We start from the raw sequence: 24,871 nt of genomic DNA, 5'->3' as shown, positions 1-24,871 counted from the left end.
ACCATGAAAGTATACAAACTTTTTGCACTGCTGCTAACCTTCGCCACTGCGTGGGGTAGCCACCTCTCTGCCAAGGTGATAGACATAAAATCGCCCAATGGAGAACTGAACCTTTCTGTCGATGTAAAAGACAAAATCTACTATTCCGTATCTTACGGGAGTGATCTTTTATTGAAAGACTGCTACCTCAACCTCCAACTGGAGAATGAAACACTCGGCAATAATCCCAAGCTCCGCAGTACCAAAAGAGGAGTCATTGACGAGAGTATAAAACGCGAAATTCCACTCAAGAATGCTGTTGTAAAGAACCACTGCAACACACTACGAATGAACTTTGCAGGCAATTACGCTGTAGAGTTCCGTGTATTCGATAATGGAGTAGCTTACCGTTTCATCACCGATAAGAAAGGTGAAAACATTGTCATGGGAGAAGATTTCGTACTAAACTTTCCGGCTAACTATAAGGCCCATTTGTCACAACCCAACGGTTTCAAAACTTCCTACGAATATCCTTATACGCACGTAAATACAGAAGAGTACAAAGCTACCGACCGTATGAGCTACCTGCCGATATTACTGGAAACGAACAAACCTTACAAGATTCTGATTTCTGAAGCTGACTTGCACGACTATCCTTGTATGTTTCTGAAGAGCACCGGACAGAATGGAATGCAATCTCTTTTCCCAAAAGTACCATTGGAATTCGGAGAAGATGGTGACCGCAGTCTCAAGATTCTGAAAGAAGCGGATTATATAGCCAAAACAGCCGGTAAACGCAGTTTCCCCTGGAGATTCATGGTGATTACCAAAGAAGACAAACAACTGTTGGAGAACGAAATGGTTTACAACTTGTCTACTCCTTGTGTACTCGAAGATTACAGCTGGATCAAGCCCGGACAGGTAAGTTGGGAATGGTGGCACGATGCCCGCCTGTATGGAGTAGATTTCCGTTCGGGGTATAACATGGATTCTTACAAATATTACATTGACTTCGCCTCTAAATTCGGTATACCTTATATCATTATGGATGAAGGATGGGCCAAAAGTACCCGCGATCCGTATACTCCCAACCCAACCATCAACTTAGCCGAACTCATTCAATACGGCAAAGAACGCAATGTGAAAATCGTGCTCTGGCTGACATGGCTGACTGTAGAGAACAACTTCGACCTCTTCAAGACATTTGCCGACTGGGGAGTAGCCGGAGTAAAGATTGACTTCATGGACCGTAGTGACCAGTGGATGGTAAATTACTACGAACGCGTAGCCAAAGAAGCAGCCAAGCATAAATTATTCGTTGACTTTCACGGCTCGTTCAAACCTGCCGGACTGGAACGTAAATATCCGAATGTACTTTCATACGAAGGGGTATTGGGCATGGAACAAGGAGGTAACTGCCGCCCGGCCAACAGTATCTATCTGCCATTCATGCGCAATGCGGTAGGACCGATGGACTTTACGCCCGGTTCAATGCTTTCTGCTCAACCGGAAGACAATCGTTCAACACGTGCCAACGCCATGGGCTCGGGTACACGTGCCTACCAGATGGCATTGTTCGTAGTCTTCGAAAGCGGTTTGCAGATGTTGGCAGACAATCCGGTTTACTACTACCGTGAACGTCCGTGTACAGAGTTCATATCCAGCGTTCCCGTCACCTGGGACGAAACAAAAGTACTTTATGCTAAAGTAGGTGAAGCCGTAGTAGTAGCCAGACGAAAAGGTGACAAATGGTTCATTGGTGGTATTACCAACAACGAAGGACGTACAATCAATCTTGACCTGAGTTTCCTGCCTGCCGGTCAATCATTCACCCTCACCTCGTTTGAAGATGGTATCAATGCCGACCGCCAGGCCATGGACTATAAGCAAAGGGAGAGTAAAGTAAACAATGCGACACAGCTTACCATCAAAATGGTACGTAACGGCGGATGGGCCGGTGTAATCAAATAACATCCCGGAATATGAAACTAAAACTCATCTATATAGCCGCCCTGATTCTCTGTATGCCAATGTTGCATGCAGAGAATGGCTACGACCTGTGGCTCCGTTATCAGAAAGTAGACAACAGCCAGCTATTGAACAGTTATTCAAAAACACTGGCCAAACTGAACTTCCCTGCAAACTCCGCCACGCTGACAGAAGCTAAAAATGAATTGAAACAAGGGCTGAATGGTCTGCTGGACACTAATTTGCCGGAAACAGCCGGTATCTCCAAAGGTACGCTGCTGGTAGGTACTCCGGCTTCCTCAAAAGTACTATCCGGCATCCATGCGATAACCAACGAAGTATCCGTCCTGGGCGATGAAGGATTCCTCATCAAAACAATGAAAGTAAACGGAACTCCCTGTACCGTTATCGCAGCCCGGAAGGATATGGGCGTAATGTATGGCGTTTTCCATTTCCTCCGGCTTTTACAGACCCAATCGGATATCAAAGAGTTAAACATCACACAGGTGCCCAAACTACAAAGGCGCATGCTGAACCACTGGGACAACCTGAATGGAACTATCGAACGCGGTTATGCAGGCTACACACTTTGGGACTGGCAGCGCTTGCCGGGATACATTGATCCGCGTTATCGCGATTATGCCCGTGCCAACGCTTCTATCGGTATCAATGGCACCGTTCTGAACAATGTAAATGCCAACGCACGCAGCCTGACCACCGAATATCTGATAAAGGCAGCCGCCCTTGCAGATGTTTTCCGTCCTTACGGCATCCGGGTATATCTGACAGCCCGTTTCAGTGCCCCAAAGGAACTGCGAGCTTTGAATACAGCCGATCCGCTGGACCCGGAAGTACGCCAGTGGTGGAAAGATAAAGTGAAAGAGATCTATAAGTATATCCCTGATTTCGGAGGATTCCTCGTAAAAGCCAATTCCGAAGGACAACCGGGTCCTCAGGACTATAAGCGCACGCATGCCGACGGAGCAAACATGATGGCGGAAGCACTGGAACCCTATGGTGGTATCGTGATGTGGCGTGCCTTTGTATACGAAAACTCCCGGAATGTAGACCGTGCGGGCAATGGCTATGAAGAGTTCAAGCCATTGGACGGAAAATTCAATAAGAACGTATTTGTACAGCCCAAAAACGGTCCGATTGACTTCCAGCCACGCGAACCTTTCCATCCGCTCTTCGGAGCAATGCCTCAGACACCACTGATGCTCGAATTCCAGATAACGCAAGAGTACCTCGGATATGCTACCAACCTCGCCTATCTGGGTCCATTATTCGAAGAGTGTCTGGATGCCGATACATACACCAAAGGAAAAGGAACAACCGTTGCCAATGTATTGGAAGATTACAACCGTTCACACGGCATCTCCGGCATTGCGGGAGTTGCCAATATCGGTACGGATATCAACTGGTGCGGACATCTGTTCGGACAGTCCAACTGGTATGCTTTCGGACGCATGGCGTGGAATCCGGAACTTTCGTCAGAAGAGGTGGCAGATGAATGGCTGCGTATGACGTTCAATAACAATACAAGTTTCGTGAATCCGATCAAAGAAATGATGCAGCAATCACGCGAAACGGTAGTTAACTATCGCAATCCGCTGGGATTGAATCATATCATGAATTTTGCGACTCACTATGGTCCAGGCCCCTGGTACAAAGACCCTCACTGGGATGCTAAAGATTATCATAAAGCGGACGAAACCGGTATTGGCGTAGATCGTACTTCCAAAGGGAGCAATGTTGTCAATCAATATGCCAAACCTTTGGCAGAGATACTTGAAAATCTGAATACCTGCCCACAAAAAGATCTGTTATGGTTCCATCACCTGCCCTGGGATTACAAGATGCCGTCCGGAAAAATCTTATGGGACGAACTGGTAGCATACTATTATAAAGGAGTAGAAGAGGTACGCGGGATGCGTAAACTCTGGGACTCTATGGAAGGCAAAATCGATGCCGAACGATTCAATCACGTCAAACAACTACTAAAAGTACAGGAGGACGAAGCTATCTGGTGGAGAGACGGCTGCGTTCTTTATTTCCAAACATTTTCTAAAAGACCGATACCGTCACAACACGAACACCCGAAACACACACTTGAATATTACAAAAGAATCCCTTTCCCCTACAACTGGGAAGGAAAATATGAATAAGTAATCAGACAGAATCATGAAACACATAATCACAGTAAGTATTCTCTTTATGCTCTCCCTTTTACAAACCATACAAGCCAGGGGGAAAGATGAATACTGGTATACACCTAAAGCAAGTCCGGAAGAACGGAAAGAAATCTTCCTGCAATATTATGCCGAACACGGGCGAAAAGATTTCCTTACGGGCATCTTCAACCAGATAGCCCGTGTTGCCATTGGCCAGCCGATGGAAGATGAACCAACCTACAAAGCTATTGCTGTGGTACGTTCTAACCGCGACTGCAATGACTTCTCAATCAACGGCATGCTACGGCTTCTCTATATGGACCGGGAGAAAACAGTGATTCCTGCCCATCTTAGAAAAGAGATAGAGGCTTGTGTACTCGATTTTAAATACTGGTGGGACGACGGACGACGTGACACGACCTACCGGTGTTATCATACGGAAAACCATCAGGCACTCTACCACACAGCCGAACTACTTGCCGGACAGCTCTACAAAGACAGGATATTCACCAATGGCATGAATGGTGTACAGCACATGCAACATGCCAAAGAACGCCTGGAACGCTGGCTGGATTTCCGGTTCCGATTCGGATTCAGCGAATGGCTGTCTACCTATTACGAGGTAGAAGCAATGCTACTCGCCAATCTGTATGATTATGCCGAAGACGAAGCTATACGCAAAAAAGCAGGTATGGTGCTGGACCTGTTGATGTTCGACATGGCTCTGAATAATTTCGAAGGCATGATGGGTTCTACCAGCGGACGTATGTATGCTCATTCTCTTATCAATGGTTCGCACAACACCTCTCCGCTGACAAAACTGATGTTCGGAGTCGGTACTTTCGACCGTGATGAAGTAATGGCTCCCATTGCCCTGTCCACCAGTAAATATCAATGTCCCAAAGTCATACAGGAGATCGCTATCGATTATCAGCGCCCCATGCTCAACCGTCAGCGTATAAGTATCAATGTGGAAGATGCACCCTCTTACGGACTCTCTTATGACAATGAACTGGACTGTCACCTCTTTTGGGGTATGCAGGAATTTATTCACCCATTGGCAATCAAAATGTCCAAACAGATCTCAGAAAAGTACGACACCTGGCCCTATCGTAACTACGACCAATACATCCGTAAGTACGAAGAACAGATTAAAACCTACGGTAAACTGGTAAATTCACACCTCGACCGCTTTGCTTTATCCGAAGCCAACGTAGAAACTTATCGTACCCCGGAATATATGCTCAGTAGTGTACAGGATTACCGTCCGGGAGCTCCGGGTTATCAACAACACATCTGGCAGGCCACTCTGGGCAACCGTGCTATCGTTTACACCAATCATCCCGGAGGCAAAAACCTGAAATATTCGCCAAACTACTGGGCAGGTAATGAAATCCTACCACGGGCAGCACAACACAAAAATGTAGTAGTATGTATCTACAACATCCCCGAAAACCAGAAAAATGATTATACACATGCCTACTTCCCCAAAAATGATTTTGATGAAGTGCTGACAAAAGGTAACTGGACTTTCGGACGCAAAAAAGACGGCTACGTAGCGCTCTATTCACAAAATGCCACTACATATCAGGCGGGTGAAAGAGGAGATATATGTGATTTACTTGCATCGGGCCGACAAAACATCTGGATCTGCGAGACCGGAACAAAAACAGAATGGGGCGACTTTACTAAATTTGTAAATGCGATCTCATCGGCCAAGGTGTCTTGCCAGAAACTAAATGTTAATTATACTTCTCCGTCTATCGGAAAAGTAACATTTGGCTGGCAATCTCCGTTTACTATAAAAGGGAAAAAACAGGAACTCAGATGGAAATACCGTTACGACAATCCTTACTGCAAAGCCTTGTTCAATTCACGTAAAATTGAAATCAAAAAAGGATCGGAGAAACTGATTCTCGATTCAACCAAACTCTAATTCTGACACAATATGAAGCACCTTATTATTTACATTTTATCTTCCTTCCTATTATTGACCGGTTGGACTGCCAATGCACAAAATAATTCGATACCACGTCCGGAATATCCACGTCCACAGTTTGAACGTGCAGAATGGAGAAACCTGAACGGTCAATGGAGTTATACATTCGACTTTGGCAAATCGGGCAGAGACCGTAAGTTATACAACAGTACAGGATTTAACGAGTTTATCACCGTCCCATTCTGCCCGGAAAGTAAATTATCGGGAGTAGAATACAAAGATTTCATCCCAGCCATGTGGTATCACCGCAAGTTACAAGTTCCGGCAGACTGGCAAGATAAAAAGGTTATCCTTCACTTTGGCGGAGTAGATTATTACTCAGTAATCTATATCAACGGGCAAGTAGCAGGCAGACATTGGGGAGGTAGTTCCTCATTCGGAATAGACATTACACGGTTTGTTAAATACGGAGAAGAACAGCAACTTGTGGTATACGTAGAAGACGACCAGCGCAGTGGAACCCAGGGAAGAGGAAAACAATCGGGTAACTTCTATTCACAAGGATGCGATTATACCCGTACTACCGGCATCTGGCAGACCGTATGGATGGAAGCAGTAGATGCCTGTGGATTAAAGTCTGTTCGTATCACACCGGAACTGGATCAGAAATGTTTCACCGTTCAACCGGAATTCTACGGATTACAAGCCGGACAAAAGCTGCGTGTCAGTGTAAAGGATGGTGATCGCGTAGTCAGCAAACAGACACAAACTGCTGCCACTCCTCTGACACTGATGTTACCATTGAAAACTGTAAAAACCTGGTCACCCGGTTCGCCCTTCTTATACGACATCGAACTGGAAGTATTGGATGCCAAAGGAAAAGTGATTGATCACGTCAATTCTTATGCAGGTATGCGCAAGGTACATATCGAAGGAAATAAATTCTTTCTCAATAATGAGCCCTGTTATCTGCGCTTTGTACTCGATCAGGGATTCTATCCCACAGGTGTATGGACTGCTCCCACAGATGCAGATCTGAAACGTGATATCGAACTTAGTCTGGCCGCAGGTTTTAACGGAGCACGCCTCCACCAGAAAGTATTTGAAGAGCGTTTTCATTACTGGGCCGATAAGTTGGGATACCTTACCTGGGGAGAGTCGGCAAGCTGGGGTGCCAATACCAGTAGCCCGGAAGCCGCCCGGAACTTCCTCACCGAATGGGAGGAAGTAGTAGTTCGCGACCGCAATCACCCTTCAATCATTGTATGGACCCCATTCAATGAAACCTGGGACCGCCCGAATGACAACGAACAGGCACGCCAACACGACCGTTTCATTTCAGATGTTTATAAACTCTCACACAATCTGGATTATCGTCCGGTAAACGATGCCAGTGGAAATTACCACGTGATGACAGACATCTGGAGTGTACATCATTATGCACAGAGCGGTGAAGAGATGAAAAAACGGTTGGAAATAAAGGACGGTAAGCTCCCCCAGAAAGACGTGAAGAAAGAAGTTCCCTATGAAGGACAGCCTTACTTCGTTGACGAATATGGTGGTATCAAATGGGTGCACGGAAAGCAGTTTGCCGAAAATACCTGGGGCTACGGACAAGGCCCCAAAACACTTGACGAGTTTTATGCCCGACTGAAGGGCATTACATTCACTGTTCTCGAATTTGATTTTGTGGCCGGATATTGCTATACCCAGCTAACGGATGTAGAACAGGAACAGAACGGTATTTATAATTACGACCGTACCCCGAAGTTTGATATGGAGATTATCAAATCCATATTCAACAGATTACCGGAGAAGAAATAAGAACAAAAACATATATCATGAAACGAAACGGCCTACTCATTCTATTGTTGTTTCTAAGCAGTAGCCTAACCGCACAGAATTCCTTCGACCTCGTCATTGTCGGAGGAAATCCGGGAGGTATCATGGCAGCCATCGCTGCAGCACGGCAAGGCAAAACTTCCGTCATACTGGAACGAACCAACCACATTGGCGGACTTCCGGCCAACGGACTTGGAGCTACCGACATTGCAACCCGCGAAGCTACTACGGGACTATTCTCTGAATTCACCTCTCGTATCAGACAGTATTACATCAGTCATTACAGAGCCGATTCACCCCAAGTGAAAACTTGCAGTAACGGTTTTCACTTCGAACCATCCGTAGCCGCCCGTATTTTTGAAGAGATGCTAAATGAGCAGAAAGAGAAGATCACCGTGCGCCTGATGCGTCAGTTTGATGCAGAGAACAAAAACATCTGCATCAGAAACGACCGTATCGAAAGTATCTGTATCCTGAACAGGGAAAACGGACAAAAAGAAACCTATCAGGGGAAAATCTTTATAGATGCCACTTATGAGGGCGATTTAGGAGCCGCAGCAGGTGTGCCGTTCCGTGTCGGTCGTGAAAGCCGGGAAGAATTTAATGAACCGGGAGCCGGAAGGACCTATGAATACTGGAAAAGCCTCCCTGCCGATGGAAGTACCGGGCAGGCAGATAACGCTGTGCAAGCTTATAACTATCGTTTGTGTCTCACAAACGATCCAAAGAACATGGTTCCTTTCACCCGGCCGGACAACTACAACCGGGACGAATACGTCTCTCTCATAGAGGATGTATGGACCGGACGTAACACACAACGGGCCATGCTGAAAGTGACAAATGAGATGTTGGAAGAAAATCGCCGGCATATCGCAAAAGGTAACAGAACCAAACTTCCCGGAGACAACTGGGGGATCTGGAAACTAAGCAGCCTCGTCAACCTGCCGAACCAAAAGACTGACGCTAACAATCAGCATGCTGCTTTCCTTTCTACCGATTTGCCCGAAGAAAACTGGCCATGGCCTACCTCCTCGTGGGAATGGCGGGATAAATTTGCCAAACGCTTAAAAGACTATACTTTAGGGCTTTTCTGGTTTGCCCAGCATGATAAAGAACTCCCGTCCCACTTCCGCAAGGAAATGCTGAAATGGGGACTGGCAAAAGACGAATATCCCGACAATGAATCCTTTCCCCGGCAAGTATACGTACGCGAAGGCCGTCGTTTTGAAGGAGTTTACTTCTTCACAGCAGCCGATGCACTTCCGGTCAGTCCGGGTAAACGCCCTCCTTTACATTCAAGCAGTGTGACCGCCAGTCATTATGCCCTCGACTCTCATGCTGCCCGTAAAAGAGAAACAGGAAGAGTACATCTGGATGGATTCATCAGTTATCCCACAGCCGTTTACACCGTACCTTTAGGAGTAATTCTACCTAAAAACGTAGACAACCTGTTACTGCCGGTACCTGTATCCGGTTCTCACATCGGTTTCTCCACCTTACGCATGGAACCTTGTTGGATGGCTCTGGGACAAGCTGCCGGTATCACAGCAGCACTTGCCATAGACAAAGGAGTGAAAGTACGAAATGTGGATATACCTTCACTACAGGATATTCTGATAAAACAAAAAGCCACTCTCATCTATTTTCGAGATGTAAAACCAACGGATGATGCTTTCCCACTGGTACAATATCTGGGCCTGCGCGGATATCTTCCGGACTGGAATGCTTCATTACAACAGCCGATAGATGAAAGTACCTTACGCAACTGGAGTAACTTGTGCGGTACACAGCTAAAAGCTACTCCCGGGCAAACAACCCGACTGAAAGTACTGACAGACATATACAAGTTACAATCGGGAAGAGCCGGATTATTCTGACTCCTCCGGAAATAAATAAAATACGCAAAATAAGATATGCCTCCAGTAATCAGTTCTGGAGGCAAAATCATATCACAAATATAATTCAATATATCGATAAACAAATGCATAAGTAACTGTTCAAAATTATAGGATACTATTATTAAAACGCAGAAACTCGCAGATTCACGCAAAGCATATCATCACTCAAGTATAGCGCAGCTATTTAATCTACAATCATTTGCGTTTCAATAATAATATCATATAATTTAGAACAATTACTTACTAAATAATATCGCTAACAAACCATTGTATGCTATTTACAGTTCGGTAGCTCAGCAATAACGATATGATAGGGATTACATTTAGCAGAATCCTGAAATTGTAGTTATTTCAGAAATACAAATAGGGTGAAAGGAGAGGTAAAGGAGAGTCTTATAGATTGAAAATATGCTACATACGCGCCCTTAACCAGCACGCTAATAATCAATGTATTACAAAATCTATTTTTTCTCTACGAAGATCGAGTCGTTTCTCTACGGAGATCGGGGCGTTTCTCGTAAAGCATCGAGGCGATCTTCGTAGAGAAACGAAATGAAAGTTTGCATATTTAACAACAGGCATAAAGGGTGAAGAAAACAGCCTCGCCTTTTTGTAACGAAAAAGGAAACCGGATAGAGATATAAACACCCTTAAAATAATCTTTCAATAAATATAGTTTAGATCATCAGTAATGGATAATTGAATAAAGCCTAAAGCAGGCTCTACTTTTTGAATGTATATCGAATGATAATCGGATTACTATCCTGATTTACAGAATCATATCTTTTCTTGTTGTCTTCATCTAATAAATCCGGATTTATAAATCGATCTAAAGCCTCCGAAGAAACAATAGAATATGCAAACGACTCATCTAATATTTTGAGAGCTGCAATATCAACTTCTTTAAATCGGTTACAAACGACAGGATATTGATAAAAAAGTTTATATATCTTATTTTTTAAGCAAAACTGGGTAACATAATATCGCGAATTTTCACAATAAGTGATAAAAATAGAATAGAATTACTTAAACACCCATTTGTTGACAATCATAACCCGCTCATTAAATTCCAGATTCTTGTATTGCTTCGGACAATCATCAAATTGATATTCATCTGTTAATATGGTTACTAATGTATTAGGTAGATTAGAAGACTTCATCGTTCCTAAAGAAAAATAACCGGGAAAATCCACTAAAGGTTTCTCAAAGATTGTCATCTTTTTTGCCTCTTTAGAATATAGAGAAAATACTCCGGAAGTGTAACCGGGCAAAACCCACAACGAGAAAATATAATTGTCAGTATTAAGTATTATAGAACAGTTTGAATACTCTTCTTTGAGACCAATCGTACTATCAATACCTTTAAAATCACCCAGCATTTTCGCATTTGCTCTCAACTGTATCACTTTTTTTAATGAATGATCTTTCGTATTAAAAGAGTAATAGTTTCCGGTAGGAGGTTCGTAGATACCAATTAGTCCGCCTCCAAGCATAGATAAGGTGTTCCAACTACTATGAATATAAGGATAAACATCTTCATTTGCATACACTACCTCTGACTTTTCACCTTTTTTATTCATGATCCAAATTCCACGGTTATTTTTTGCAGGCGCTAACCGATGACATAAAAACTCCCCATTCGGCAAATATACAATATCCTCATATACAAAGCTAAACGGAAATGAAATCACATTTATAAAATTTCCCTCCTGAGTATAACTAAATATCCTCCGAGTATCAAGATCACTTACAAACACAGTATCTCCATTCAAGAAACAAGAACTACACGAAGAAAATTCTCCCGGCCCATTTCCAAGTTTTCCTATCATATTTAGAAAATTTCCTTGACTATTAAAACGGAATATTATTTCTTGTTTACTATCATGAACATAGATATTTGTATCGGCAAACAAGACATCTGCAGTAACACCAAAAAACAAAGGTTTTGGCAACTCTAATCTAACCGAAATTAAAGTGTCAATAAATGACGATACCGGCACTTCTTCAACTGGATTAAATAAATCCACCTCAACAACAGGAAAAATATCTTTCTCATTATTTCTATCCTTACAGGATACAGATACCAGCACACCCAGTATTACTATAACAACCTTGATCAAAATTCTCATATTATATTTATTTTTTAATGATTAAGAGAATACACCCTCTTAATCACAATATAGAGCAAAATAATTCGCACAACCAATATTTAATAAGTCTACTCTCTCCCAAAAGAGTTGATGCTACAAAGAAACATAAAGTATATTCAAAAGATGTATACAACAGTGCCAAAACTGTCTGATTCTGTAAGAAAGCATAAACTACAACAGTTTTATCCGAATTAATTCAAACAATTAACACCTTCTATTAAATTATCCAATATTTTTCTCACAATAAAATGATAATTCCAACCTCTTAATCTGATTTTATAGTTGTCTAATTGAGAAAAACACTGTTGAAATGTATATATTAGCAACAACAAAGCATATTAGAATTAAACAATTGAAACATACTATATTGCATGATTATTATTTGATTTCTGATTATAAAACACCCGGATGTTTTTAGTGATAACATCCGGATGTTCAGCAAAAGAACATCCCCATGTTGTGCTCCGAAACATGGGGATGTTTTTAATTCTCATCTTTGTAGATAATAGATGAAGAAAGCAAACGATCTATAGAGATAAAGTACGTTATGATTAAGTATAAGAAAGTATATGTTTAGAAGAAAACAATCAATGCCTCCATATCAATCATCCTCTACGTAAATAAAACAACATAGGTTATCATTTATATAAATAATCATTCTCAACATCAACGAACAATAATCTTCGTAGACTGTATCTTTACTCCATCCTGATTTATATTCAGAAGATATACTCCCGAAGTGGAAGGTGCCGACAACAGCAACGGGCTATTCGAATAAAAGTCTGAACGAGATATACTTAAACCATCAATAGAGAGTATCTCAATCTGATATAAACCTGTTTCAGCCGTATGAAAATGAATTTCCATCGCCTCTCCTTTCACCGGAGATGACGGATGAACCACAAACTGATTTCCATTTACAGACGGATTAACAACTCCGGTTGTTGTAGCGACTGCATACGCTCCGACAGGAATATCTATCATATCTCTATAATTATTACCATCCATATCTCTAAAGACATATCGTCCGGGAATATTTGATTTTGTCCCCGCTTTAGCACACGGTGAACTGGCAAGCAGATGAAAATCACCATTCAGAGGATTTACAAAATTAGGACCGGATATATTCTCATTCTTTTCGTGCAATACAATGACTGGCTGATCTACTGTGGTAGTCGCTTGTCGGACAGCACAATTATAGGCGGGTATATCCACAAAATCCAAAGGGGAATTATCTACGTCATAGTTATTCCAAAACAAAGAATTTTTGATAGCTGACAAAGCAGCACCTAAAGCCATTTCTACTGCATACTCTCCTTTTTTCATCGCAACATTATTCACAATTGTAGAATTATAAATGTAAGCTCTTTCGCTCATATATATAGCCGATGCTTCGGGAGCTTGATTATCATATACAAGGCAAGAGATAACATATGACCCCTCGTTCAGATACAAACCTCCTCCCATTCCTTTGATAGTATTCGCATCCACTCTCCTTACTCCACGCAGCTTATTGTACTGCAAAGAGTGTATCTTATTAATAGAGTTACTTGCAAAATTCACATACCACAACTCTCCCAGCCCAGTAGTCGACGCTGCTGTTGACGACCAGTACCGATTGCCTTCAATGGGAGTTTTATTATTTTTTTTCAGAGTTTCATTAACCAGGACTCCGGTTTCAGACAGAGTTCCGGATAAAGTGTCCGGTGACAGGAGAGTGCTCCATTCGCCGATAGAAGGTATGTACCAATCAGAGATTGTTCCGGCTGAAGTAACCGGTTTATACTCCGAAAGAGCTTTTGCAGCCCGGGATTGCACCAGTGCCTCCGTATTCTTTTTACCGTCCCAATCTTGCAAAGCATTCTCCAGTTTATAGTAGCTTTTCAACCCAACAACAGAAGACTGGAAATTTTTCCCGTATTCTTCAACTGCCAAAATATGAGCTTTACCTTCACTTGCATAAAAAACAACTCCACCCAATGATTCTATATAATCACCTATATTAGCATTACCACCTATATTATGGCGTATAATACAAGCCTCCAACACAGTATTGTTGAAAAGACAAGCCCCTGCTCCGAACAGGGCATATCCATTCTGAATAACAAATCCCGATATAACAGTACGGGATGAGAAGTCTTTCTCCTGAGTAAGTACTCTCTGCTTATTCCCTCCATCCAAAATAGTCAGATTCTGTCCGCTTCCGGGGAACTGACGATCTATAAAGGATCTTTCCGTTCCATCAAAACCTCCCCCCATACAAACGCCGTCTTTCAGAGTAAATCCGCCATAATAAGTACCTGCGGCAACACAAATTGTATCACCGGCAGATGCATTATTTATCATATCCTGCAAATTGTTTGAAGCATGAGCCCAAGAGATACCAGACCCCTGACCGGAACTTACCGGCTTCACATAATAATTCTTTGCCGACAAAAAAGATACAGCAATAAGAGAGAATAAAATTACTAACAGGTTTCGTTTCTTTATCATGATCATTGAAGAGTTAGTTTTAGATAGTTAGTAGACAAATTTTTCCCTCCATTCGAGGAAACAGCCGTTAAAGACATCTTAAAATATTTGGTGCCGGAGGTATGAAATGTATAATCTCCCATATTCAGTGTTTCCATTTTCTCAGCACCCGTTGTTGCCTGAGAGAATGGTTTTCCGATATCCGTATAATTTATATTATCCTCGGATACTGCCCATCCACACTCCCCACGGCTACTTTTAGACAATTTATAATTTAATGATATGTTATAAGTCCCCGCTGAAGGAATCTCTAATTTATAGACAACATAGTCTCCTACCGCATTCATACCGGCAAATGAACTGTACCCCCCTTCCGAATCGGGATTACCATTAAAAACAGAAGACATTTTTATCTTATCATCAGAAAGAATAAGATTGTCGTGCAGGTTTTCCAGATCATAGCGCAAACCACCACTAAAGCCAGGATAGCCATCCTCCTCTTCTTCACCCTCGGGAACAGAAGTGCAACGTAATTCTCCCTGTCCATTTTCGTCTAACAGGATCCGATAGTGATTTACTTTATTTTCTGCCTGATAATATAAAATAACCAAAGCCTCTTCGTTCGCCTTTCCTTTAAGAGTAACAGTCAGTACATCATCCATATAGTTTTCCTGGTAGTCATCTACATTCTCGTCCATATAAAGCACCTGCACCGGCTGACCGGCTTTCATTTCCTGTATCCAGAATGCTTTTCCACGAGAACTGTTCTGGTACATATTGATAGCAAATGCCCCTTTCTTTAAATCAGCTCCCGTAAAAACGCCCTCAAAATGATAGGTAAACTGCCGGGTATCATCAAGTGTTATATCTTCAATCAGATAGTACTTCCGATCATCCAACCAACGAATCGGAAGAGGCATCTTACCAATATGTCCTACTTCGCCACAATTACTACTGATTAGTAAAGCCTTATCTTTCTGTTCAGTAGTATACATCCAGGATAGGGGCCCCGAACCAAAATCCCAGTTTGCCACTTCATTGCTATCCCAACCCTTCCCCAGATAAACCGGGCGAATAATTTGTGTAGACATATCAGCAATACGTTTACTTCTACGCCATTTATTGAACTTAGCCATCAGCTCTATCCCTTTCTGACTCCACTGATCGGGACAAACACCGAATTTGATATCACGGGCTACCATAAATTTATAATAATCCTCCATCAGGGCACTATGTGTACCTCCAAAGTAAACAGAATTGAGAGGGTAATGCCCAAAACAATAACTTACCATCCCAATAACACCTCCTCCGGCATCTCCTACAGAAGTCATAAATCCGTTATAGGGAATATGAAGCAGTTCCACCGCCCTGTCTCCCTGAGTAGGATGGATGTCCAGTTCACTGGTTACTTTTACGATGTATTGCGGATACTTATCAGCCAGCTCATTCATCAGGTTCTTTGTTCTGACTACCTTCCTGTAGACATTGTCACTGGGATAACTATGCGAAGTTTCATCAAGCACTTGCCACATCTCTGTAAGATCAACCATCTGATGAGACATATGATGATCCTCCAACAATGTTCTTACTTTCTCTCTTTTTGCTGAAATAAAAGCCGGATCAGACAAGTCAAACCCCATGTTATGATTGCCTCCACTCATACTGTACCACAGACCAAACATAAGCCCGTTGTCATGGATAAAATCGGTTAATCCTTTAAAATCGGTCGTTACCATAGGAGAGGGAACTATTTCATCCCGGTGTGTGCCACTATTATCAAGACCGGTATTCGTACTGTTAGGGTTATTCCATCCATCATCCCACATCACCATATCCATTCCTGCCTCCTTTGCTTTAGGTATGACAACTTCACGGTAAAAACGGTCAGTACGCTTTCCGGTAGTAAACCAGTCCCAGTCATTTGTATTAAATAAAGTTTGCGTATCGTGATATTTATAGCGTTTACGCAAATGCTCTTCTACTGCCATTTTACCGTCTACCATATCTCCGGTAAATAAAGTGAGGTTAACCGCTATATATTCAAATTTCTCTTGTGGAAAGAGTACCAACTGGAACGATTCCGGATGGGTAATCACCTGTACATAATCGGAAGCGGATGAAGACCAGGCTGTTGCACCGGCAAAAGAGCGGTGCATATATTCATAAGCGGATGAAGGAACTTCCGGGCCATACTGAGTCCGCCAATTCACTTCCGGTGCCAGATACCATCCTGTCCCATCTTCGTATCTGTTTAAAAGAACTTTAGCCACTCTTTTTCCTTTATTATACAAAGGAGCTTCTTCCACACCTCCAGTAGTACTTTCCCACTTCGTATTGCAGGAAAAATGCAAATGATGAGGATTGTTAGGAAGATTTAAACGCAAAACGGTTGATTCTTCAATAACAAAACGATAATTACCGGTGAGGTTCTTTAAATAGTTCTGTATACGTAGCCCTGACTTGCCATCATAGATTTCGGCACATATAGTTACTTCCAAATCTTCGTTTTGAACAACAACAGAAAGTCGTTTTCCCAAAGACTCTTTCCCGGAAAAAGTTGTCATCAGAATGTCTTCTACAGAAGAACCGGCCAGGCTCCATCCTTTCATTCCGGCAGAATATTCAAACGGATAGGATACAAGTTCTCCTTCTTCTGTTTTTTTATGAGCCACCGCCCTTCCTTTATAATGGAATAAAGAGGAACTTCCGTGTCCGGTCAGGCATTCTGACTGAGAAGTTTTATTATACAAATGAGTAAAAAGTAATTGCCCTGAAGAATTCAGTTCTATTTGAGCTGACAAGGTTTCATTTTCAATAAGCCACACCGAAGTTCCTTCCCGGGTTGAAGGAGTAATGCTGGCTTTGTCTTCGGCAGCAATAGAAATAAAGGGCCACAATAATAACAAAGGTAAAAGAATTTTCTTCATAAATCAGCGGATTTGTTTTCATACTATTAAGAATCAGCTACACCAAAGTGCTTGACTCTACAAAAATATGTGCCGAAATACAAATCAAACTTCTTTTTTGTGACAAAAATGTCTCCAATAATGTCTTTACACTATTGAAGTCACTTTTGTCACGAAAAAGGACACTTATAGATGCGATTTTTATGATAAAGTCTCATCCTTATGATTATGAGCCTCGCGGAACTCTCTCGGAGTGGTATTGAATCTCTTATCAAACTCTTTATAAAAATGAGAACGATTATTGAATCCCGACTTATAGATAATCTCCTGAATCGTGAGCTTTGTAGTTTTCAGTAACTTAGCCGCATGATGAACCCTGTAATCTTTGATAAAGTCTTTTGGAGGTAGCTGATCAAGCTCTTTAAACTTGCGATACAAATTACGAATACTGAGCTGCAGATAACTCGCCATATCTTCCGGAGAAAGTTCGGCATTATCCATATTCTCATTAATAAAGGCAATCACATTCTGCATGAAGTCCTTATCTTCTTTCTGCATAAGTTGCCCGTTTGTAAACTCATACGCACTGGCAGAAGAATTATAGTACTCTTTTAATTTATTGCGATTATCAAGCAAACGGTCTACCACCGCACACAGATAAGTCGCATTAAACGGTTTCGGTATATAGGCATCCGCTCCCGCTTCGATACCCTCTATTTTTTCTTCATTCGTATTCTTTGCCGAAAGAATGATCAATGGAATGTACATCGTATGCTTATTCTGTTTGATCTGACGGGTGAGTTCAAAGCCGTCCGTTCCCGGCATCATGATATCAGTAATAACAAGATCGGGCATCTCGGCTTTCAGGATAGCCATTCCCTTCTCGCCGTCATCAGCTGTTACTATCCGATATTTGTCAGAAAGAATCTCCTGAACTAATCCCAATATCTCTTTATTGTCATCAATAACCAATATCTTCGCTTTCATGTCATTTGGAAGTTGCTCTAACGAAACAAGCGGTACAGGTATCGTTTCATTCTCAGTTGTTTCAGACATTTCTGCCTTATCCGGCTGATGGGAAGAAACAGAGGAAATCTGTTTTCCATCTGTCAACGGAGTTAACTCCAGTTCGGGCAGACTCACAATGAACTCTGCATATTTATCAACCTCACTTTCAATATGAATTTCCCCCTTTAATAACTCAACCATACTGTGGCAAATAGCCATTCCCAAACCGTTACGGGAAGAAAGCCCTTTCACTGCATTCTCTTCTATATTATCCAATATGCTATACCGATTGAAGATCAGCTCCCTGTTTTCTTCGCGAATACCTTTTCCGGTATTGTACACCCGCAACAAGAGGTGACTATTTTCAGTCAATACTCTGATACGAATAATACCTCCCTCCGGGGTATATTTAAAAGCATTGGAAATCAAGTTATTCAGTATCTTAGACAAACATCTGAAATCCGTATTCCAGTAAATGGATTTATCGACCTCCATCTCAAACGTGACTTTGTTTTGTTCCGCCAATTCGGAGAAGGAAACTGAAAGATCATTCAGCACTTCGTTGATATTCACCTGCTGGATATTACATGTTTTATGTCCTGTCTCCATCCTTCGAAATTCGATAACTTCCTGTATCAGCGCATTCAAACGTTCTGTATTCGATTTGATAAGCCGGACATACTTCCGGGTAAATGAATCTGTATTCGGATGTGTCAGAATTCGTTCACAGGGTCCGTAAATCAAAGTCAATGGTGTACAGAACTCATGGGTGATGTTAGTAAAGAATCGTAATTTTTCTTCATATACCTCTTCTTTATGGCGCTCCTCAAGCTTCTCGGCAATGATTTTTCTTTTTCGCTCATTTCGTTGCCCTATCCAGCGGAAAACATAGAAACCAATACCAATAATCAATAAAAAATAACCGATCTTGGCATAAATACTAAAATACCAGGGAGGAAGAATAACAATGGTAATACTTTCATATTGATCTTTAGAACCATCGGTACCACTATTATAGCGTACTTTCAACACATATTTCCCAGGAGGAATACTTGTGAAATGTGCCTCGTTTGTCTGTTCGGTATTCATCCAGACATTACTGAAGTTTTCCAACAGGTATGAGTAACTGCTATTTGCCCCATTGATAAAGTCCATAGCAACAAAAGATATAGAGAAGAAATTTTGGTTGTGTTTCAATTCCAGATATCGATTCTCGCCCTCTCCTTTCATCAAATCGTTGATATTATAGTCTTCATTGAAAATACGTAAACGGGTAAAATAGATCTCGGGCACCATTTTATTTTCTGTTATGGAATCCTCTTGAAGCCATACCACTCCATTGATCCCACCAAAAAAGATAGAACCGGTGAACGGACTCTGATAATAGGCATTATCACTAAACTCAAAAACATCCAAACCTGTTTTGTAGTTATATTGACGAAAGACTTCGCTATCGGGATTGAACTGAATAATACCGGTATTGCTACTGAGCCACAAATTGCCACGGCTATCTTCTTTCATCCCATGTATCGTATTATTAGGCAAACCTTTATTTTCACTGTAACTGGTAAAAGATACACTATCTTTCTGATAACTGTCCAAACGAGTCAAACCATAGCTGGAGCCGAACCACAAACGTTGTTTACTATCCTTCAGAATACAAAGAATATCATCAATAGGCGGAATACCCACTTTGTTAAACCGGATATTCTGATAACTACCTGTATACATATTGAAACGAAACGCTCCAGAACCACGTGTACCGAGCCAAAGAATAGAATCATTCTCGGCATACATCGAATAAATCTGTATATCAAAACGCTTACCTCTTACCTCTGAGAGAAAAGCCTTGCTATCCTTGACAATAGGTTTATTGCCCTTCCACTCCACCGACAGTTTTAACAATCCTTTGTCTGCTCCTACCCATAAAACAGAATCACTGGCTTCATAAATAGTATGTACATACCGGGCATCGGAAATACGATGTATCTTCTGATCATCATAAGAATAATAACTGATTCCAGGTCCATCGGAACAAATCCAAAGAATATTTTTCCGGCTCAGTGAAAAAGCGAAAACAGAATTATTAGCCAGTCCATCCTGCATCGTATACTGAATGACATTGGAAGAAGAATATTCTTTTGCCATGCGATAGTTCTTGATACAGATTACTCCATTATCTTTTGTTCCAAGCCAGAGGTTTTCGTCTTTATCTGTCTGAATAGCACGAACCGGGCGTTTTTTCTTGATAGGAAGCTGATTCAAAGTTATGTTACAGAAAGTATAAGCATCTTTTGTATAAGCAAACACACCTTGCCCATCAGTACCAATCCAGATTATATTCTGTAATTCGTCTTTCCACAACGAAAAAACGCCACAATTTATATCAATCTTTTCACTTCTATAACCTTCCTTTGCAATAAGCCGGAACAAACCGTTGGTCTTAAAACCAATCAGAATATCATCATCATCAAAAATGATGGTAGAGATTATGCCGTTCTGGTTGACAAGTTCAGAGATATTCGCGATATACTCTGCCTTCCCCCTATTCACTGTATATAAATCACGCTTGAGATCAACAAAAGCGAAACGCCCTCCATTATAACAGAAGTTTATTATCTCTGCCGAATGAGTGAGACCAGGATGTCTCACAATCCGCGGCGTCTTTTCATTTTTGAAGTCGACAGTAAACTTCCTGACTTTGCCTTGTAGTGTAATCCAGATAGTATCATTGTCATCAATGGTAAAATTGTGAGCATATAAGTTCGTTATGTCCTCGCCAACAGAGATATCTATGAACCTTTTATTCACCTCATCATAAAACGAGATGAATCCCTGTTTACCTAATACAAAAAGATGATCTTTGCTGTCCTTTGCTATAAAATAACTATCACGAAACTCATCATAAGATTCTTCTATGCTGTTTTTCTTACGGGAGAGTTTATTCAGTCCCCACTTTGTATTTACCCATAAACACTGGTCTTTTGTTTCAATTATTTCTCTTATTACATTGCTCGAAAGACTCTTTTGGCTATTGACATGTGGTTTATAGACATAAATATCCCGGCCATCATACATATTCAACCCATCATAAGTACCCACCCACAGAAAACGCTCGCTATCTTGAAACAGACAGATAACAGAACTATTGGAAAGACCATCCCGATTGGTTATCTGTTTAAGATTATGAGAATAGGAAAAGAGTGCAACTAAAGAGAATATTCCTATCAAAAAACTCCTGATTCTTGTTTCCATATTATCCTACATAAGGTTAAATTCAATTCATAGTAAAACACAATTTTCTTCAAGCAGTAATCATCTAATATACATTAATACTTTATCACCTGTACAAAAGGCTCTTTTACATTACAAAGAAAACAAAAAAGCAGGGATTGACAAAAAGAAAAGAGTATGAAATGATATCTTTAGAGAGCTATTACTCATAAGAATCAGTAGCTGATCAGATAAATAGTACTCTGTGAAACTTTGTGTTACTCTGTGGTGAGTTCATATCTGTACGGTTTTGAGCTTAATGGCGTTTGTCATTGCCATCAGTCTCTTTCTCCGGTATTGATAAAGCTCTATCCCGTAGAGTAACGTAGGAAGCCTCGGTGGGTAACATTGTTTTAGATGTACATGTAAAGCAGTACGACATGTGCATGTGGGACAGCACGACATGTGCATCTCATGCTGCTTTACATGTACATCTAAAACAAGACTACTCACCGGGGAAAGGGACGTTCCTTTCTAAGAAAAACAAAGTACAACACCGAACAAGGGGATCGATACCGTCTATGGATACTTCCGCTACCAAAAAGATTGGGCCATAAGCTTCGTCACTGATCGGTTTTGAATGTATTTCACCACAGAGTAACACGGAGTTCCACAGAGTTTAAATCTTTATTGAAACGCAGATGATCGCAGATTTTCGCAAAGGGAAACAAATGTACGATATAGAACTACAGTCTTTTAATCTGCATTCATTTGTGTTAATTCGCGTTTTATCAGATAAATAGTACTCTGTGGAACTCTGTGGAACTCTGTGGTGAGTTTTGCTCATTTCCGATCAAAAAAGTAATTTCGCTGAATAAAAATCATTATCTGTCTGTATATGTATCACATGCAATCCCGACAAAGAAAGTTGCTTCTCATAAACTCCACTAAAATATTGATCTTTCCATACTGATCTTCCTACGGAATCATAGATACAAATACTCCCGCCACTCCCATTTTTCACTACAACTTTTAATCTTTTATCTTCTATGGTTACAGAATATGGCTTCAGATCGGAAAGCACATTTTCCAAGCCAACCGAAGTATCCGAAAGTAACTGGAATTTAGATAGCTCCAGATTATAATTATCCCGGCGTCCCAATTCTTCCAGGCGGAAGTATTTGTAGGATTTCATCCGGTTTGCGGCATACTTATCAAAAAGCTTTGCCAGCTTCCCGCTACGTTCCAGATTGCTTATCATTTCATAAAGCATAATACCACTAAGATGGATGGATGAGTCGGTGATAGTATTCTCCGGAAGTTCGGCCCAATTATGTCCGAAAGTTAAATTATCTCCTTTCAACATAGCAGCGTGATAACAAGACAGACCATTTTCAAGAAAGAAGCTGGTAAACTCTTCTTCTGTCTCTTCATCCAGTACATTGTCTGTAATCATCTGAGCCAGATAACGCATAAAGATACCTTTGAATAACCCACCGTCACCAGAGTTTTCTCCTTTCAAAACACCAAAAGCAGAGAAACGTTTCCGATCATTTACTACATATTTAGCGGTAGTCAGTGCAGAATAATAGTACTTTTTATCCTGAGTAATGTTATACAATTCCAAACAGCCTCCTAACCAAGTACCTTGATTATAAGTCAGGAGCATTCCCTCGTTATAGTTACCATAACCATCCCAAACACCCCCATATTCGTTGACCAGCGATACTGACATCCAATCATAAATTTTTGTAGCGAAGTCCAGATATTCCTGTTTACCGGTTTCTCTGTAAAGACGAGCAGCCAGAATCATAGCAGGGCCATTGGAGCAGGCATTCTTAGAATTCGGGCTATTTTTCTCCCACATCACACCTCCACCATGCACATCGGTCCATCCCCCTTTTATGTAGTCATAAAGTTCGGTCGTTACATCCATCCACTTCTGTTCCTTCGTAGTCTGATAAGCTCTTAATGCAGCAATGGCCATCCATTCCATATCATCGTAGAAACTATTCCACCAGGCATCTTTTTTTGAAGTATTATTTCGAGGAACACCAATATAGAGTTGATTCATCTTCAACTGATAAGCTTGTAATTCACCACGTGAACCGCCAACTTCCACCCTCCGTTGATAACCATCTACCAAGGCATCCAGAGCATGGGCCATCCACCAGTAATTAAACCCGGTATGAGGCGGAATACTATTCTTTTGCAAATAGTATTGTTTGGTGTTATCCCAGTAACGGGTATTCAAAGCCTCATGAGACAATTTAGCAAGGTCATACCAGTCAAGTACTTTTCGATTAAGATCGGTCAATGAAAACTCCATTGAGGAATGTGGAACATTAAAGAAGTTCCGGTTAGTCTGCCTGTCTAAAACATCCCACTGCTCACCATCGTTAGAAGCTTTCAAGACCCAGCTACGCGGAGCATTTCCATTGGTTCCCGTACAGATACGATAACTCTTTAACTGGATAGCAGACGGTAATTCATACTGAATATACCCACCATTGACAGAACGAAAAACAACTCCCTGATTCATATCATCCGAAACCAGATTTTCCAGTTTTCCTTCTGACGGCGAATATGAAGAACTAATAGTAGCTTCGCTGAGATCTACCAGCTGATCATTACTAACCTGAAAACCCAAAAGCTGTAGTTCCGATAGTGCTAAAGACTCTCCGCCATTCACTTCAGTTATACTGATACGCCACCACTGGCGGGCAAGTTCTCTTCCAACAGAAAAGTATTTAGCGGTATAAGCATCTGCAAAAGTCTCAGCATTCACTCCTTGTACCGCCCTCCCCCAATTTTGTCCGTCCTCCGAACATTTTAAGTTCCAGGACTTCGGGTCATTTTCTCTCCCTGTATTAGCATTCACAAGATTAACTCCCGTAACAACCAAAGGAACCGGAGAATAAAAATCAATAGACCAGGCTCCGTCAAACTTATCAAGTGTATAAACCGTAGTCAGTGAATTATCAATCAGATGGCTTATCAGGTTCTGATCTCCATAATTGACCGTTATATTCAGATTCAAATCTGTCAGGTCATTATAGGCAACCACTTCCTGTGCCTGTAAGTTCAAGCAAGGAAACACACAGCAGGCAAGACCGCATACCGTTCGTGTAATAATCGATTTTATATACATATAGATGTTGTTATAAATAGATTTAAAAATAAAAATATCGTTCCACAACCAAAGAATGGTTTCTGCGGTTATAATCACAGAAAAGTCCTCACTTAATGGCTGTGGAACGGTACTTTACTTTTTAGAGTCTGAGAAAATAAGAGCTTGTTTAAATTTTCCTCTCAAAAGAAT

General features: G+C 41.3%; 10 protein-coding genes. 5 read left to right on the top strand and 5 right to left on the bottom strand.

The features are described 5' to 3' along the window. The first annotated feature begins 3 nt into the window (after window positions 1-3). From HCG69_RS16595 to HCG69_RS16575, 5 genes are read left to right on the top strand one after another with little or no spacing between them, the layout of a single operon-like run. Window positions 4-1,950, top strand: a complete 1,947-nt coding sequence (locus tag HCG69_RS16595) for a glycoside hydrolase family 97 protein (protein WP_221650964.1) — start codon at window positions 4-6, stop codon at window positions 1,948-1,950. 11 nt (window positions 1,951-1,961) lie between these two features. Beyond that, the gene (locus HCG69_RS16590) at window positions 1,962-4,115 is read left to right on the top strand and encodes an alpha-glucuronidase family glycosyl hydrolase (protein WP_221650963.1); all 2,154 of its coding nucleotides are present in this window, start codon (window positions 1,962-1,964) and stop codon (window positions 4,113-4,115) included. A gap of 16 nt (window positions 4,116-4,131) precedes the next feature. Then, the gene (locus tag HCG69_RS16585) at window positions 4,132-6,057 is read left to right on the top strand and encodes a hypothetical protein (protein WP_221650962.1); all 1,926 of its coding nucleotides are present in this window, start codon (window positions 4,132-4,134) and stop codon (window positions 6,055-6,057) included. Between the two features lie 12 nt (window positions 6,058-6,069). Then, window positions 6,070-7,884, top strand: coding sequence for a glycoside hydrolase family 2 protein (locus HCG69_RS16580; RefSeq protein WP_221650961.1), 1,815 nt, complete (start codon window positions 6,070-6,072; stop codon window positions 7,882-7,884). Between the two features lie 17 nt (window positions 7,885-7,901). Continuing rightward, a complete protein-coding gene (locus HCG69_RS16575; RefSeq protein WP_221650960.1) occupies window positions 7,902-9,779 on the top strand; it encodes an FAD-dependent oxidoreductase in 1,878 nt (625 codons plus the stop codon). A gap of 1,043 nt (window positions 9,780-10,822) precedes the next feature. On the opposite strand, the gene HCG69_RS16570 is transcribed toward HCG69_RS16575, so the two are convergent. The 5 genes from HCG69_RS16570 to HCG69_RS16550 all read right to left on the bottom strand — a co-directional run bounded on the left by HCG69_RS16570 (window position 10,823) and on the right by HCG69_RS16550 (window position 24,700). Next, window positions 10,823-11,929: a 6-bladed beta-propeller gene (locus tag HCG69_RS16570; RefSeq protein WP_221650959.1), complete on the bottom strand. Its 1,107-nt coding sequence runs from the start codon at window positions 11,927-11,929 to the stop codon at window positions 10,823-10,825. Between the two features lie 687 nt (window positions 11,930-12,616). After that, window positions 12,617-14,443 (bottom strand): T9SS type A sorting domain-containing protein, encoded by a 1,827-nt coding sequence (locus HCG69_RS16565; protein ID WP_255586188.1) that lies wholly within the window; start codon window positions 14,441-14,443, stop codon window positions 12,617-12,619. 2 nt (window positions 14,444-14,445) lie between these two features. Further along, window positions 14,446-17,349 (bottom strand): hypothetical protein, encoded by a 2,904-nt coding sequence (locus HCG69_RS16560; RefSeq protein WP_221650957.1) that lies wholly within the window; start codon window positions 17,347-17,349, stop codon window positions 14,446-14,448. A gap of 180 nt (window positions 17,350-17,529) precedes the next feature. After that, a complete protein-coding gene (locus HCG69_RS16555; RefSeq protein WP_044094795.1) occupies window positions 17,530-21,591 on the bottom strand; it encodes a hybrid sensor histidine kinase/response regulator transcription factor in 4,062 nt (1,353 codons plus the stop codon). 811 nt (window positions 21,592-22,402) lie between these two features. Then, window positions 22,403-24,700 (bottom strand): glycoside hydrolase family 76 protein, encoded by a 2,298-nt coding sequence (locus HCG69_RS16550; protein ID WP_122201514.1) that lies wholly within the window; start codon window positions 24,698-24,700, stop codon window positions 22,403-22,405. Between the last annotated feature and the right edge of the window lie 171 nt (window positions 24,701-24,871).

Origin of the sequence: Bacteroides sp. K03, from assembly GCF_019734355.1 — a bacterium.
Lineage (GTDB): Bacteria > Bacteroidota > Bacteroidia > Bacteroidales > Bacteroidaceae > Bacteroides > Bacteroides nordii.
This window is presented reverse-complemented; position numbering and strand designations above follow the sequence as displayed.

Coding starts and splice junctions, on each gene's coding strand:
- HCG69_RS16550 (WP_122201514.1), bottom strand. CDS start 24,700: ATGTATATAAAATCGATTATTACACGAACGGTATGCGGTCTTGCCTGC.
- HCG69_RS16565 (WP_255586188.1), bottom strand. CDS start 14,443: ATGATAAAGAAACGAAACCTGTTAGTAATTTTATTCTCTCTTATTGCT.
- HCG69_RS16575 (WP_221650960.1), top strand. CDS start 7,902: ATGAAACGAAACGGCCTACTCATTCTATTGTTGTTTCTAAGCAGTAGC.
- HCG69_RS16555 (WP_044094795.1), bottom strand. CDS start 21,591: ATGGAAACAAGAATCAGGAGTTTTTTGATAGGAATATTCTCTTTAGTT.
- HCG69_RS16580 (WP_221650961.1), top strand. CDS start 6,070: ATGAAGCACCTTATTATTTACATTTTATCTTCCTTCCTATTATTGACC.
- HCG69_RS16560 (WP_221650957.1), bottom strand. CDS start 17,349: ATGAAGAAAATTCTTTTACCTTTGTTATTATTGTGGCCCTTTATTTCT.
- HCG69_RS16590 (WP_221650963.1), top strand. CDS start 1,962: ATGAAACTAAAACTCATCTATATAGCCGCCCTGATTCTCTGTATGCCA.
- HCG69_RS16570 (WP_221650959.1), bottom strand. CDS start 11,929: ATGAGAATTTTGATCAAGGTTGTTATAGTAATACTGGGTGTGCTGGTA.
- HCG69_RS16585 (WP_221650962.1), top strand. CDS start 4,132: ATGAAACACATAATCACAGTAAGTATTCTCTTTATGCTCTCCCTTTTA.
- HCG69_RS16595 (WP_221650964.1), top strand. CDS start 4: ATGAAAGTATACAAACTTTTTGCACTGCTGCTAACCTTCGCCACTGCG.